A 13,451-nucleotide genomic window follows, 5' to 3' on the forward strand; every position below is an offset into this window, starting at 1 on the left:
CCCGGTCAGTCGAGGTAGCCGCGGAGTTGGTCGGCGAAGGCGTGGTCGCGGAGTTTGCCGAGCGTCTTGGACTCGATCTGGCGGATGCGTTCGCGCGTCACGCCGAAGATGCGGCCGATCTCCTCCAGGGTGCGGGGCCGGCCGTCGACGAGTCCGTAGCGGAGCTGGACGACCTTGCGTTCCCGCTCGCCCAGCGTGGACAGGACGGCCTCCAGGTGCTCGCGCAGCAGCAGGAACGCCGCGGACTCCACGGGGGACGCGGCGTCGCCGTCCTCGATGAGGTCGCCGAGCGCCACGTCGTCCTCCTCGCCGACCGGGGCGTGCAGGGAGACCGGTTCCTGGGCGAGGCGCAGCACCTCGCCGACCCGTTCGGGCGCCAGGTCGAGGTGGGCGGCGACCTCGGCGTGGGTGGGCTCGCAGCCGCGTTCCTGGAGCATCCGGCGCTGGACCCGTACGACCCGGTTGATCAGCTCGACGACGTGGACCGGGACGCGGATGGTGCGGGCCTGGTCGGCGAGCGCGCGGGACATGGCCTGCCGTATCCACCAGGTGGCGTACGTGGAGAACTTGTAGCCGCGCGCGTAGTCGAACTTCTCGACCGCCCGGATCAGGCCGAGGTTGCCCTCCTGGACGAGGTCGAGCATGGTCAGGCCCCGGCCGACGTACCGCTTCGCCACGGAGACGACGAGGCGCAGGTTGGCCTCTATCAGCCGGCGCTTGGCCATCCGGCCCATGACGACCAGCCGGTCGAGGTCCAGGGCCAGCTGGGAGTCCAGGTCGGGGGTGCCGGCGAGTTTCTCCTCGGCGAAGAGTCCCGCTTCGACACGGCGGGCCAGTTCGACCTCCTCGGCGGCGGTGAGGAGCGGTATGCGGCCGATCTCGCGCAGGTACTGGCGGAAGAGGTCGGAGGACGGGCCGCCGCCGGCCGCCTCGGCGGCGGCACGGCTCCGCGGGGAGGGCGCCTGCTCGGGTTCGTCCGGATCCGGTACGGCGTCGGGCAGGACCTCCGGGTGGTGGGCCGGGATGCCCTGTACGGGGACGGCGATGGCCGTGGCCGTGGCCGGGTCGATGTCGGTCAGGGTCCGGGTCTGCACGAGGGCGACCTCCAGGGTGATCGCTGCCGGTTCGGGGGCGTGCGGCAGCGGGACGGCGGCGGCCGCGCCGCTGTTCTCCGTCCCGTACTCGATGAGCGGATCCGCGGGGGTGTGGCGCACACCGTCGGTGGGCCGGCCGCGCTCCGAGGACTCAGGCACCGCCCCCAGTGTGGGGTACGACACATCACCGCCAGTAGGGGCGTGCGACCACTTTTTGCGACCGTCCGGTGACAGCGCGCGGTGGGGACGCGGTGGCACCGGGGTTCCGCGCGGCGCGGGGGGACGAAGTGTCCCGTGCCCGGGGGCGATCCCGCACACAGTGTCGAACGCCCGCGCGGGGAGCCGCTGGTTAGGGTCGCGCCATGACGCAGAGTCTCGCTCTCCACATCGCCGACGCCGAACTCGAACCCGAGCCGCTCGATCCGGCGCGGATCGTCTCCGGCACCCCCGAGGTGACCGGCAGGGTGGTGTGGGAGTCGGAGGACGGCAAGCGGATCCGGGGGATCTGGCAGATCACCCCGGGCGTGGTCACCGACACCGAGGCGGACGAGCTGTTCGTGGTGATCAGCGGCTCGGCGACCGTCGAGGTCGAGGGCGGACCCACGCTGCACGTCGGCCCCGGGGACATGGGGGTGCTGCGCGAGGGCGACCGGACGACGTGGACGGTGCACCGGACGCTTCGCAAGGCGTACGCGATCGACCTGTAGGGACCGGGGCCGGCGCAGGGGACTACAGCGCGGCGGCGCCGAGGTTGCGCAGCGACTGGGCGTACTGCTGGAGGACCCACAGCTCGTTCTGGACGGCGGCCAGGTGGTCCGGGTCGCCGTGCGTGCCGAGGCGGGCGAGGGAGCCCTGGACGTCGTGGATCCGGCGGTCGACGGCCCGCAGGCGGACCTGGACGAGCTGGTCGCCCGCGTACGTCTCGTCGACGGTTCGTCCGTGGATGACCTCCACGGCCAGCTCCGTGACGAGCGCGCGGACCGTGTCGTCGGGCGCGGCGTCCCGGACGCGCGCCAGGTAGCCGGCGGTGTCGCCGACGCCCTGTTCGGCGCCGCCCGCCTCCGCGATGGTGCGGCGGACCGCGGCGTACGGCGGGGCGGTGAACTCGTCGGCGCCGTACGCGTCGAAGGCGGGTGAGACGAGGGCGGGGTGCTGGAGCGCCAGCTTCAGCAGCTCCCGCTCGGTGCGGTGGGCCGGGCTGCGCAGATTCAGCGCCGGGCCCGAGGCGGCGGGGGCCCGCGCCGCGGACGGGGCGGGCGCGGGGCGGGCGGCGGGCGCGGGGCCCCGGCCGCCGCGGTCCCTGGCCCAGCGGGCGAACTGGGCGACGCGCTTGACGACGAACTGGGTGTCGAGGATGCCGAGCATGCCCGCGAGCTGCACGGCGACCTCGTGCTGCGACGCGGTGTTCTTGATGCGGGCGACGACGGGCGCGGCCTCGTCGAGGGCGGCGGCGCGGCCGGCCGGGGTCTCCAGGTCGTACCGGCCCACGATCTGGCGCAGCGCGAACTCGAAGAGCGGGGTGCGGGGCTCGACGAGGTCGGCGACCGCCTCGTCGCCCTTGGCGAGGCGCAGGTCGCAGGGGTCCATGCCGTCCGGGGCGATGGCGATGTAGGTCTCGGCGGCGAACTTCTGGTCGTCCTCGAAGGCCCGCAGCGCGGCCTTCTGGCCCGCGGCGTCGCCGTCGAAGGTGAAGATGACGCGGGCCGAGCCGTTGTCCATCAGCAGCCGGCGGAGGATCTTGATGTGGTCGCCGCCGAAGGCGGTGCCGCAGGTGGCGATGGCGGTGGTGACGCCCGCGAGGTGGCAGGCCATGACGTCGGTGTAGCCCTCGACGACGACGGCCCGGCTGGACTTGGCGATGTCCTTCTTGGCCAGGTCGATGCCGTACAGCACCTGGGACTTCTTGTAGATCGGCGTCTCGGGCGTGTTGAGGTACTTGGGCCCGTTGTCGTCGTCACGGAGCTTGCGGGCGCCGAAGCCGACGACGTCGCCGCCGACGTCCCGGATCGGCCACATCAGGCGGCCGCGGAACCGGTCGATGGGGTTGCGCCGGGACTCCTGGGAGAGCCCGGAGAGGAGCAGCTCCTTGTCGGTGAAGCCCTTGCCGCGCAGGTGGCGGGTGAGGTGGTCCCAGCCGGCCGGGCTGTAGCCGACGCCGAAGTGCTGGGCGGCGGCCTGGTCGAAGCCGCGCTCGGCGAGGAACTTGCGCCCGATCTCCGCCTCGGCGCCGTCGAGTTGCTCGGCGTAGAACTGGGCGGCGGCCTTGTGGGCCTCGATCAGCCGGATCCGCTCGCCGCGCTGGTGGCCGGGGTTGTACCCGCCCTCCTCGTAGCGCAGGGTGATGCCCGCCTTGGCGGCGAGGCGCTCGACCGTCTCCGAGAAGGAGAGGTGGTCGATCTTCATCACGAAGGCGATGGTGTCCCCGCCCTCCTGGCAGCCGAAGCAGTGGAAGAGGCCCTTGCTGGGGCTGACCTGGAAGGAGGGGGACTTCTCGTCGTGGAAGGGGCACAGTCCCTTGAGGTTGCCGCCGCCGGCGCTGCGGAGCTGGAGGTACTCGGACACGACGGCGTCGATCGGGACCGCGTCCCGTACCGCCTTCACGTCGTCATCGTTGATCCTGCCGCCTGCCACCCCTGAATCTTACGGCGGTGTGGGCGCCGGTCCGGCGGGAACCGGGCGCTACGGCCGGGGCAGGACGGCGGTGAGGGGCGTCGAGGGGTCGGCGAGGGCCTCGGGGTCCACGGGCGCACCGGAGCGGACGAGTTCCTGGACGGCGGGTGTGACGTCCCACACATTCACGTTCATCCCGGCCAGCACCCTGCGGTCCTTCAGCCAGAAGGCGACGAACTCGCGCCTGCCGGCGTCGCCGCGGATCACCACCTGGTCGTAGGTGCCGGGCGGGGCCCAGCCGCTGTACTCCATGCCGAGGTCGTACTGGTCGGAGAAGAAGTACGGGATCCGGTCGTGGGTGACGTCCCGGCCGAGCATGGCGCGGGCGGCGGCGGGGCCGCCGTGGAGGGCGTTGGCCCAGTGCTCGACCCGCAGCCGGGTGCGGAGGAGGGGGTGCTCGGCGGCGGCCACGTCCCCGGCGGCGTGGATGTCGGGGTCGGAGGTGCGCAGCGACGCGTCGACGGCGATGCCTCCGCCGTGGGCGCGGTCCACGAGGGCGAGGCCGGCGTTCTCGGCGAGGGTGGTGCGGGGGGTGGCGCCGACGGCGATCAGCACGGCGTGGGCGGGGTGCTCGTCGCCGTCGTCGGTGCGGGCGGCCAGCACCATGCCGTCCTGGCCGATGATCTCGGTGAGGTGGGTGCCGAACCGGAAGCGGACGCCGTGCCCGGCGTGCAGATCGGCGAAGAGCTGGCCCAGCTCGGGGCCGACGGCGTGGTGGAGGGGGGTGGGGGCGGGCTCGACGACGGTGACCTCGGCGCCGTACGCCCGCGCGGCGGCGGCGGCCTCCAGGCCGATCCAGCCGGCTCCGGCGATGACCAGGTGGCCGTTGTCGCGGCCGAGGGCGGCGAGGGTCCCCTGGAGCAGGTCGGCGTGGGCGAGCCGCCGCAGGTGGTGGACGCCGGCGAGATCGGTGCCGGGGATGTCGAGGTGGCGCGGTGCGGAACCGGTGGCCAGCAGCAGCTTGTCGTAGCCGATGGTGGTGCCGTCGCCGAGGCGGACCGTCCGGGCGGCGCGGTCGACGGCGGTGACGGGCTGGCCGAGGTGCAGTTCGACGTCGTTCTCGGCGTACCAGGGGGACTCGTGGACGAAGACCCGCTCCCGCGGGTCCTTGCCGGTGAGGTAGCCCTTGGACAGCGGCGGGCGCTCGTAGGGCGGGTCGACCTCGTCACCGATGAGGATGACCCGGCCGTTGAACCCCTCGGCGCGGAGTGTCTCCGCCGCCTTCACCCCGGCCAGTCCCCCGCCGACGATGACGAAGGTCTGATCTGCGTCGACCACTTGTTGCCTCCTGGTGGTTCCGGGAACGTCACGCTGCGCCGTCGGCATCCAGCAGCGTCCCGTACGGAGCGTGATGGTGGAAGAGGACGTCGGGCGTCACCTTCACCGGCGGCCGGTCAGGCGGGCGTGGAGAGTGCGGGCGGAGGCGTCGGTGAAGGAGGCGATCTGGTCGACGATGATCCGCTTGCGGGCCCGGTCGTCGGGCGCCGCGTCGAACAGGGCGCGGAACTGGGGGTCGAGCCCCTCGGGCGCGCGGGCGGTCAGCGCCTCGGCCAGCTCGGCGAGCACGATCCGCTGGTCGGCCCGGAGCGCCTCCTGCTCGGCACGCTGCATCACGTACCGGTCGGCGACCGCCTTGAGCACGGCGCATTCGTTGCGGGTCTCGCGCGGTACGACCAGTTCGGCGGCGTACCGGGTGAGGCGGCCCGTCCCGTACGCCCGGCGGGTCGCGGCCTCGGCGGCGAGGCAGAAGCGGCCGATCAGCTGGCTGGTGGCGTCCTTGAGGCGGGCCTGGGCGGTGGCGCTGCCGTCGTAGCCGTGCGGCCACCACTCCTGCTCCATGAGCCGGTCGAGGGCGTCGGCGAGCTCCTGCGGGTCGGTGCCGGCGGGGACGTACCGCCCGATGGCGACGGCCCAGATGTCGGCGCGTTCCGGTTCGGCGAGGAGGAGGTTGGGGTCGAGGTGCCCGGCGTGCAGGCCGTCCTCGAAGTCGTGGACCGAGTAGGCGACGTCGTCGGACCAGTCCATGACCTGCGCCTCGAAGCAGCGGCGGTGCTCGGGCGCGCCCTGCCGCACCCAGGTGAACACCGGCAGGTCGTCCTCGTAGACGCCGAACTTGGGCGAGTCGGGGTCGGCGGGGTGGGCGCCGCGCGGCCAGGGGTACTTGGTGGCGGCGTCGAGGGTGGCGCGGGTGAGGTTGAGGCCGACGCTGACGACCTCGCCGGTGGTGCCGTCGTGGAGGAACCGTTTGGGTTCGATCCGGGTGAGCAGGCGCAGCGACTGGGCGTTGCCCTCGAAGCCGCCGCAGTCCTCGGCGAAGTCGTTGAGCGCCTGTTCGCCGTTGTGCCCGAAGGGCGGGTGGCCCATGTCGTGGGACAGGCAGGCGGCCTCGACGAGGTCGGGGTCGCAGCCCAGGGCGGCGCCCAGCTCGCGGCCCACCTGGGCGCACTCCAGGGAGTGGGTGAGCCGGGTGCGCGGGCTGGCGTCCCAGGCGTGGCTGCGGGAGCCGGGGGTGACGACCTGGGTCTTGCCGGCCAGTCGCCGCAGCGCGCTGGAGTGCAGCACGCGTGCGCGGTCCCGCTGGAACGCGGTGCGGCCGGGCCGCTTGTCGGGCTCGGGGGCCCAGCGCGCGGTGGCCGCCTCGTCGTACGTGCCGTCAGTGCCGTCAGTGCCGTCGGTGCCGTACATGCCGTTCATGCACTGAAGGTAACCGCAGGGACTGACGATGAACCGGTCAGGCGGTGACCAGTCGGGAGGAACCGGCCGGGACCGGTGCCGTGGCGAGGGCGCGGTCGTAGCGGTGCAGGACGAGGCGGGCGAGTGCGGCGTGCGGTCCGAGGGGCGCGGCGGCGATCCAGGGGGCGGCCGCCGCGCTGCGGGTGGCGAACAGCCCGGGGGCGGTGAAGTAGGAGGCGACGGCTACGCGGTGGTGGCCGCGGGCGGTGAGCGCGCGGACGGCTTCGGGGACGGTGGGCGAGGCGGCGGAGGCGTAGGCGGCGATCACGGGCACGCCGAGGCGTTCGCCGAGCAGCCGGGCGGTGCGGCGGGTGTCGGCGGCGGACTCGGGGTCGCGGGAGCCGGCGGCGGCGAGGACGACCGCGGTGCCGCCGCCGGTGCCGGGCGCGGTGCGCCACCCGGCCTCGGTGAGCCGGGCGTACAGCGCCTCGACGAGCAGGGGGTGGGGGCCGAGCGGGGCGGCGACGCGCACGCGCAGGTGGGGTGCGGTGGCGGCGGCGCCGGGCAGGTCGTGCTTGACGTGGTACCCGCGGCCGAGCAGCAGGGGTACGAGGACGGCGTCGCCGTCCGGCAGGCCGGCGAGGGTGTCGGTGAGCAGGGGGGCGTTCAGCTCGATGTGGCCGAGCCGTACGGGCAGGCCGGGCCGGAGTTCGCGGACCCGGTCGAGCAGGGCGTTCACGGTGGTCGGCGCGCGGGGGTCGCGACTGCCGTGGGCGACGGCGACGAGGGTGGGCGGCTGGGGTGTGCTCATGGGCCTGCGCGTTCCGTGGCGGTGAGGATGGGGCGGCTGGGAGCCGAATTGCGCGGTGATGCGGGTGAGCAACTGGGAGGTGGTGTCGAAGGGGTGGGATGCGAGGGGGCGGGGTGCTGGGGGGTCGGCCGGCTCCGTCATGAACCAATGGTGACGGGCGGGTGTTGCCGGGGCGTTGCGTGGCGGTGACGGGTGTTTTCGCAGGCGCTCACCGCCCGCCCGGAGGCCGCGCCGGACGGAGGTGAGCCGCGCGGCCGGGCGGTGGCGACGGTACGGCGGAGAACGATCTTCCTTACCCACTACCTTGTTTTCGAAACTCGGAATATATTTTCCGCACACAGGAAGTGGGGGTTCCATGGGTGGTACGCAGAGGACGCTGCCACGCCGCGCCGTCGCGGAGCTCGTCGGCACCGGGGCGCTGGTGTCGGTCATCATCGGATCGGGCATCCAGGCCACCGGCCTGAGCCAGGACGTGGGGGTACGGCTGCTGGCCAACTCGCTGGCCTCGGCGATCGGGCTCGGGCTGCTCATCGCCCTGTTCGCCCCGGTCTCCGGCGCCCACCTCAACCCGGTCGTCACCCTCTCCGCCTGGTGGACCGGGCGACGCGCCCCCGGCGGGCTGACCGGCCGGGAGGTCTCCCTCTACATCGCCGCGCAGCTGACCGGGGCGGTCGCGGGAGCCCTGCTCGCCGGGGCCATGTTCGGCCGGACGCCCGGCGGTTGGTCCACGCAGGCGAGGTCCGACGGCCACCTGCTGCTCGGCGAGGTCGTCGCCACGGCCGGTCTGGTGCTGCTGGTCCAGGGGCTGGACCGGATCGGGCGCGCCCAGCTCGCGCCCGTCGCGGTCGCCGCGTACATCGCGGCCGCCATCTGGTTCACCTCGTCCGGCTCGTTCGCCAACCCGGCCGCGACGGTCGGCCGCTCCCTCACCGACACGTTCACCGGCATCGCGCCCGCGTCCATGCCGGGCTTCATCGCCGCCCAGCTCCTCGGCGGCCTCCTGGGTGCGGGGCTCGCCGCGCTGCTGTACGGCGGCCGGCCGTCGGCGGGATCACACGTGCCCCGCTGAACCGGACGGGCCGTTGCGGCGTCGGAGGAGACGGAGGTGGGACGTGGGATTCCGACAGGGTGTGCGGTCCGTGCGGTGGCGGCCGAGGTGGCCGGCGACCCGGCGCGGACGGCGGCGGCTGGTACGCGGGGTCATGGTGGGGTGCGTCCTGGCGCTGACGCCCGCGACGTGGATGCACACGGTCGCGGACGACCGCTTGCGCACGGCGGCGGACGTGCCCGCGCGGGACGTGGCCGTCGTGTTCGGGGCGGGGCTGTGGAAGGGCCGCCCCACCCCCTACCTGGCGCACCGGCTCGACACCGCCGCCGCGCTGTACCGGGACGGCAAGGTGAGGGTCCTGCTCGTCACCGGCGACAACGGCCGCCCCGAGTACGACGAGCCGGACGCCATGCGCGCGTACCTGAGGGAGCGGGGCGTACCGGACGGGCGGATCGTCAGCGACTACGCGGGCTTCGACACCTGGGACTCGTGCGTCCGCGCCAAGAGGATCTTCGGCGTGGACCGGGCCGTCCTGGTGACCCAGGGCTTCCACATCCGCCGCGCCGTCGCCCTCTGCCGGGCCGCGGACATCGACGTGTACGGGGTCGGGGTCGACGAGCCGCACGACTCCGTCTGGTACTGGGGCGGGGCCCGCGAGCTGGCCGCGGCCGGAAAGGCGGCGCTGGACGCGGTGTTCGAGCCGGATCCGACGTTCCTGGGCCGGCGGGAGACCGGCGTGACGGAGGCACTGGGGCGCTGACTCCCGCCGGTGCCCGGCCGCGCCCCGCGCCTCACCGGCCCGGCAGGTGGGCGTGGAGCGCGCCGTACCGGGCCTGTAATGCGCCGTGTCGGTGGCCGTAACACACGCGTCGCATGCTCGGGGACATGCTCACCGCCACCACCGCCACGCACTGTCCGTACTGCGCCCTGCAGTGCGGCATGAACCTCCGGCCCGCCGGCGACGGCGTCGAGGTGGTGGAACGCACCGACTTCCCCGTCAACCGGGGAGCCCTGTGCGGCAAGGGACGTACCGCGCCCGCCGTGCTCTCCTCCCGGGTCAGGCTGGAGGGGCCCCTGGTCCGACGCCCCGCCACAGGCAGGCTCGAACCGGCCACCTGGGAGGAGGCCCTGCGTGCCGTCGCCGACGGACTGCGCGGCACCAGGGAGCGGCACGGGGCCGACGCCGTCGGTGTCTTCGGAGGCGGCGGGCTCACCAACGAGAAGGCGTACACGCTCGGCAAGTTCGCCCGGCTGGTCCTCGGCACCTCGCAGATCGACTACAACGGCCGGTTCTGCATGTCGTCCGCCGCCGCCGCCCACCAGCGGGCCTTCGGGCTCGACCGGGGGCTGCCCTTCCCCCTGGAGGACATCCCCCGCACCGGGTGCGTGATCCTCGTCGGGTCCAACCTGGCCGAGACCATGCCGCCCGCCCTGCGGTACCTCACCGAGCTGAAGGAGAACGGCGGCAAGCTGATCGTCGTCGACCCGCGCCGCACCCGTACCGCCGAACAGGCCGACCTGCACCTCGCGCCCCGTCCCGGCACCGACCTGGCGCTCGCCCTCGGGCTGCTGCACCTGGTGGTCGCCGAGGGGCGGACGGACGAGGAGTTCGTCGAGCGCCGCACGACGGGCTGGGCCGGCGCCCGCGCCGCCGCCATGTCCCACTGGCCGGCGCAGGTCGAACGCATCACCGGTGTGCCCGTGCCGCAGCTGCGGGAGGCGGTGGCGATGTTCTGCGACGCGCCCGAGTCGATGGTGCTGACCGCGCGCGGCCCGGAGCAGCAGTCCAAGGGAACCGACACCGTCGGCGCCTGGATCAACCTGTGCCTGGCGACCGGGCGCGCCGGCCGCCCCCTGTCCGGGTACGGCTGCCTCACCGGACAGGGCAACGGCCAGGGCGGGCGCGAGCACGGGCAGAAGGCCGACCAGCTGCCCGGCTACCGCAAGCTCGACGACCCCGCCGCCCGCGCCCACGTCGCCGGGGTGTGGGGCGTCGACCCCGACACCCTCCCCGGGCCCGGCCGCAGTGCCTACGAGCTGCTCGACGCGCTGGGCACCGACGTCAGGGCGCTGCTGCTCATGGGGTCCAACCCGGTCGTGTCGGCGCCCCGCGCCGCGCACGTCCAGGAGCGGATCGAGTCCCTGGACTTCCTCGCCGTGGCGGATGTGGTGCTGTCGGAGACCGCCGCGCTCGCCGACGTCGTCCTGCCCGTGACCCAGTGGGCGGAGGAGACCGGCACCCTCACCAACCTGGAGGGCCGCGTCCTGCTGCGCCGCCGGGCCGTCGACCCGCCCGAGGGCGTGCGCACCGACCTGGAGGTGATGCACGCGCTCGCCGGGCTGCTGGGATGGGAGAAGGGCTTCCCCAGCGACCCCGAGGAGGTCTTCGAGGAGCTGCGCCGCGCGTCGGCCGGCGGCCCCGCCGACTACGCGGGCATCAGCTACCGGCGCATCGCGGAGGAGGACGGTGTCTTCTGGCCGTGCCCCGAGCCGGACCACCCCGGCACGCCCCGGCTGTTCCTGGAGCGGTTCGCGACCCCGGACGGGCGGGCGCGGTTCGTGCCCGTCACCCACCGGGCGGCGGGTGAGGAGACGGACGACGCGTACCCGGTGGTGCTGACGACCGGGCGGGTGGTGTCCCAGTACCAGTCGGGCGCCCAGACCCGGCGCGTCGACGAGCTGAACGCCGCCGCGCCCGGACCGTTCGTGGAGCTGCACCCCCGGCTGGCCGGGCGGCTGGGCGTCGCCGAGGGCGAGCCGGTGGCCGTGGTGTCGCGGCGGGGGCGGGCGGTGGCGCCGGCCCGGATCACGACGGGCATCCGGCCGGACACGGTGTTCATGCCGTTCCACTGGGCCGGGGAGGGCCGGGCGAACACGCTGACCAACCCGGCGCTCGACCCGACCTCCCGCATGCCCGAGTTCAAGGTGTGCGCCGTGCGTCTCGAAGCGGTGCGCCCGGCGGGCGGGGAGGACGCGGCGGACGGCTGAGCCGTCCGCCGACAGGGCCGACGGGGCCGGGAGGGCGGGGGGTCGCCTTACCGACCCCGGGCGGTCCGCCGGTCACCGCGCGGACGTCTCCCGCCGGAGCCAGGCCAGGTACGCGGTGCTCCCCCGGACCACCGGGGTCGCGAGGATCTCGGGTGTCTCGTAGTCGTGCGCGGCGGTGAGGTACGCCTCCAGCGTGTCGTAGCCGGCCTCGGTGGTCTTGAACAGGACCTGCCACTCCTGACTGGTCTCGATGGCGTTCTGCCAGTGGTAGACGGAGGTGACCGGGCCGGAGACCTGCGCGCAGGCGGCGAGCCGCGCCTCCACCGCTCCCCGGGCCAGCTCCTGGGCCTTCTCGGCGCTGTCTGTGGTGGTGAGTACGGTCAGGGCCAGGGTCACGGTCGCTCCTCCGCGCGTCGTCTCCGCGTGCCGGTCGTCGCGCCGCGGCGGTGCGCCGCGTCGCGTACGGGCCGAGCGTACGCACCCGCCGCCGGGCGCGGGCGGCGGGCGTGGTCGTCCCGCGTGCCGTGCCCGGCGACGCGCCGCCGGGGGGCCGGGGTCAGCCGCCGTAGGGGCGGGCGGACTTGGCGTCGCGCAGGGCGTGGGCCCACCAGGCGAGCTGGTCGAGCACCGTCTTGGCGGCGGCGTCCGGGGCGGTGGGGTCCTTGTGGCGGCCGTCCTCGTCGAAGTGGCCGTGGGCGTTGTGGAAGGACACCGTGTCGCGGACGGTCACGGCGTGCATCTCGGCGAAGACCTGGCGCAGCTGCTCGACCGCGCGCAGACCGCCGGACAGGCCGCCGTAGGAGACGAAGCCCACGGGCTTGGCCTGCCATTCGGTGAAGTGCCAGTCGATGAGGCTCTTGAGGGCCGCGGGGAAGGAGTGGTTGTACTCGGGGGTGACGACGACGAACGCGTCGGCGCCGGCCAGCACGGGGCTGACCTTGGCGAGCCGGTCACGGACGGCCGGGGGCGGGTCGTAGGACAGGGCGGTGGGCAGGTCGGTCGCGGGGTCGGCGAGGTCGATGACGTCGACGGCGAAGTCGCTGTGCCGGGTGGCGTGGTCGAGGAACCAGTCGGCGACGACGGGGCCGAAGCGGCCCGCGCGGTTGCTCGCGACGATGACGGCCAGCCTGAGCGGTGCGGTGCGGGTGATCTCCATGGAAGAGACCTTGCTACCTCGACCATTGTTGAGGTCAAGCCCCGATGCGAGTGCGGGGGCGAAGGGGCGGGGCTGGGTGCGGGTCGCGGGGGTGTCGGCGGGCCGCGGGGGTGTGGGCCGGCTGCGGGTGCGGGTGCGGGCCGCGGGTGCCGGGCGGGTGCGGTGGCGGCGGCACCGCGGCGCGTCACCCGTTCGGGGCGGCGCGCCGGGGCACGCCGGGGAACGCCGCTGACCTGCGCGGACGCCCGCCGTCCAGGGCGACACGCCGACCCGGACGGCGCAATCTGATGGGACATCAGAAGGCGGGCGCGGCGGGCGGGGCCTTACCTCGGTACCAGGACATCCGCCCGTCACGCCCCGTCTGTCGCGCGCCCCGGAGGACCTCATGCGCACCACTGCCCACCTGCTGACCGGTACCGCGCTGGCGGCCGTCTCGCTCGGCGCCCTCGCCTCGCCGGCCGCGTACGCCGGTGACCTCGGGAGGCTGGAGGTGTACCCGTCGACCGCCAAGCCGGGCGAGACCGTCACGGTCAACACCACCGCGTGTGGCAAGAAGGGGCACGGCATCGGCGACGCCCAGTCGCTCGGCGCGGGCGACTTCGAGCTGTCGCAGGGGACCCACAAGGAGCTCGTGGTCGGCCGGTTCACGGTCCCCTCCCGCACCAAGCCGGGCACCTACGCCATCGCCGTCGCCTGCGACAACGGCAAGACGGCCACCGGTGACCTGGTCGTCGAGGACGGCGGCGGGCACACCTCGGGCGGCCAGGACTCGGGAGGGCACAGCTCCGGAGGCCACAGCTCGGGCGGCCACGACCAGGGCGGGCACGAGCCCAGCGGTCACGTGAAGACCGGGGTGGGCGGCAGCGTCGGCCCCGACACCACCCAGATCGCGGCGGGAGCGGCCGTGCTGGCCGCCTCCGCCGCGGGCGGGGTCTGGCTCCTGCGCCGCCGGGCGAGCGGCGCGCAGGACAGCTGACGGGGTCCGTCCCCGTACCCCCGCCCCGCTCCCCG

Annotated in this window: 12 protein-coding genes; 5 read left to right on the plus strand and 7 right to left on the minus strand. The window is 74.4% G+C overall.

All coding sequences use genetic code 11. From position 1 onward, the window contains the following. Positions 1-5 precede the first annotated feature (5 nt). A complete protein-coding gene (locus IE109_RS14935) occupies positions 6-1,253 on the minus strand; it encodes an RNA polymerase sigma factor (protein ID WP_189551360.1) in 1,248 nt (415 codons plus the stop codon). Between the two features lie 203 nt (positions 1,254-1,456). On the opposite strand from IE109_RS14935, the gene IE109_RS14940 reads away from it, so the two are divergent. Continuing rightward, entirely contained in the window at positions 1,457-1,801 is a 345-nt protein-coding gene (locus IE109_RS14940) for a cupin domain-containing protein (RefSeq protein WP_189551361.1), read from the plus strand. A gap of 22 nt (positions 1,802-1,823) precedes the next feature. On the opposite strand, the gene dnaG is transcribed toward IE109_RS14940, so the two are convergent. The 4 genes from dnaG to IE109_RS14960 form a co-directional block, all read right to left on the minus strand. Continuing rightward, positions 1,824-3,725 carry a DNA primase gene (gene dnaG, locus IE109_RS14945; RefSeq protein WP_189551362.1) on the minus strand — a complete coding sequence of 634 codons (1,902 nt, stop codon included), beginning with the start codon at positions 3,723-3,725 and terminating at the stop codon, positions 1,824-1,826. 48 nt (positions 3,726-3,773) lie between these two features. Next, a complete protein-coding gene (locus tag IE109_RS14950) occupies positions 3,774-5,042 on the minus strand; it encodes an NAD(P)/FAD-dependent oxidoreductase (protein ID WP_189551363.1) in 1,269 nt (422 codons plus the stop codon). A 102-nt stretch (positions 5,043-5,144) separates the two neighbouring features. Then, positions 5,145-6,449: a deoxyguanosinetriphosphate triphosphohydrolase gene (locus IE109_RS14955; RefSeq protein ID WP_189551617.1), complete on the minus strand. Its 1,305-nt coding sequence runs from the start codon at positions 6,447-6,449 to the stop codon at positions 5,145-5,147. Positions 6,450-6,495: 46 nt separating this feature from the next. Further along, complete coding sequence (locus tag IE109_RS14960) at positions 6,496-7,389, minus strand: sirohydrochlorin chelatase (RefSeq protein WP_189551364.1); 894 nt, start codon at positions 7,387-7,389, stop codon at positions 6,496-6,498. A 214-nt stretch (positions 7,390-7,603) separates the two neighbouring features. Between IE109_RS14960 and IE109_RS14965 the strand changes: the two genes are divergently transcribed. The 3 genes from IE109_RS14965 to IE109_RS14975 all read left to right on the plus strand — a co-directional run bounded on the left by IE109_RS14965 (position 7,604) and on the right by IE109_RS14975 (position 11,284). After that, positions 7,604-8,317, plus strand: a complete 714-nt coding sequence (locus IE109_RS14965; protein WP_189551365.1) for an aquaporin — start codon at positions 7,604-7,606, stop codon at positions 8,315-8,317. Between the two features lie 43 nt (positions 8,318-8,360). Next, the gene (locus IE109_RS14970; RefSeq protein WP_229891068.1) at positions 8,361-9,056 is read left to right on the plus strand and encodes a SanA/YdcF family protein; all 696 of its coding nucleotides are present in this window, start codon (positions 8,361-8,363) and stop codon (positions 9,054-9,056) included. Between the two features lie 125 nt (positions 9,057-9,181). Further along, entirely contained in the window at positions 9,182-11,284 is a 2,103-nt protein-coding gene (locus IE109_RS14975; protein WP_189551366.1) for a molybdopterin oxidoreductase family protein, read from the plus strand. Between the two features lie 72 nt (positions 11,285-11,356). Here the strand turns inward: IE109_RS14975 and cutA are convergent, their stop codons facing one another. Next, complete coding sequence (gene cutA / locus IE109_RS14980) at positions 11,357-11,680, minus strand: divalent-cation tolerance protein CutA (protein WP_189551367.1); 324 nt, start codon at positions 11,678-11,680, stop codon at positions 11,357-11,359. A 160-nt stretch (positions 11,681-11,840) separates the two neighbouring features. Then, positions 11,841-12,440 (minus strand): NADPH-dependent FMN reductase, encoded by a 600-nt coding sequence (locus tag IE109_RS14985; protein ID WP_189551368.1) that lies wholly within the window; start codon positions 12,438-12,440, stop codon positions 11,841-11,843. Between the two features lie 385 nt (positions 12,441-12,825). On the opposite strand from IE109_RS14985, the gene IE109_RS14990 reads away from it, so the two are divergent. Continuing rightward, positions 12,826-13,416, plus strand: coding sequence for a GVDTG sorting domain-containing protein (locus IE109_RS14990; protein ID WP_189551369.1), 591 nt, complete (start codon positions 12,826-12,828; stop codon positions 13,414-13,416). Positions 13,417-13,451 lie beyond the last annotated feature (35 nt).

Origin of the sequence: Streptomyces lavendofoliae (assembly GCF_014649735.1) — a bacterium.
Taxonomy (GTDB): Bacteria; Actinomycetota; Actinomycetes; order Streptomycetales; family Streptomycetaceae; genus Streptomyces; species Streptomyces lavendofoliae.

Bases quoted from the DNA above. Each gene is read 5' to 3' on its own strand.
- IE109_RS14960 (WP_189551364.1), bottom strand. From the start codon at position 7,389: ATGACGGAGCCGGCCGACCCCCCAGCACCCCGCCCCCTCGCATCCCAC.
- IE109_RS14990 (WP_189551369.1), top strand. From the start codon at position 12,826: ATGCGCACCACTGCCCACCTGCTGACCGGTACCGCGCTGGCGGCCGTC.
- IE109_RS14965 (WP_189551365.1), top strand. From the start codon at position 7,604: ATGGGTGGTACGCAGAGGACGCTGCCACGCCGCGCCGTCGCGGAGCTC.
- IE109_RS14985 (WP_189551368.1), bottom strand. From the start codon at position 12,440: ATGGAGATCACCCGCACCGCACCGCTCAGGCTGGCCGTCATCGTCGCG.
- IE109_RS14940 (WP_189551361.1), top strand. From the start codon at position 1,457: ATGACGCAGAGTCTCGCTCTCCACATCGCCGACGCCGAACTCGAACCC.
- IE109_RS14955 (WP_189551617.1), bottom strand. From the start codon at position 6,449: ATGTACGGCACCGACGGCACTGACGGCACTGACGGCACGTACGACGAG.
- IE109_RS14975 (WP_189551366.1), top strand. From the start codon at position 9,182: ATGCTCACCGCCACCACCGCCACGCACTGTCCGTACTGCGCCCTGCAG.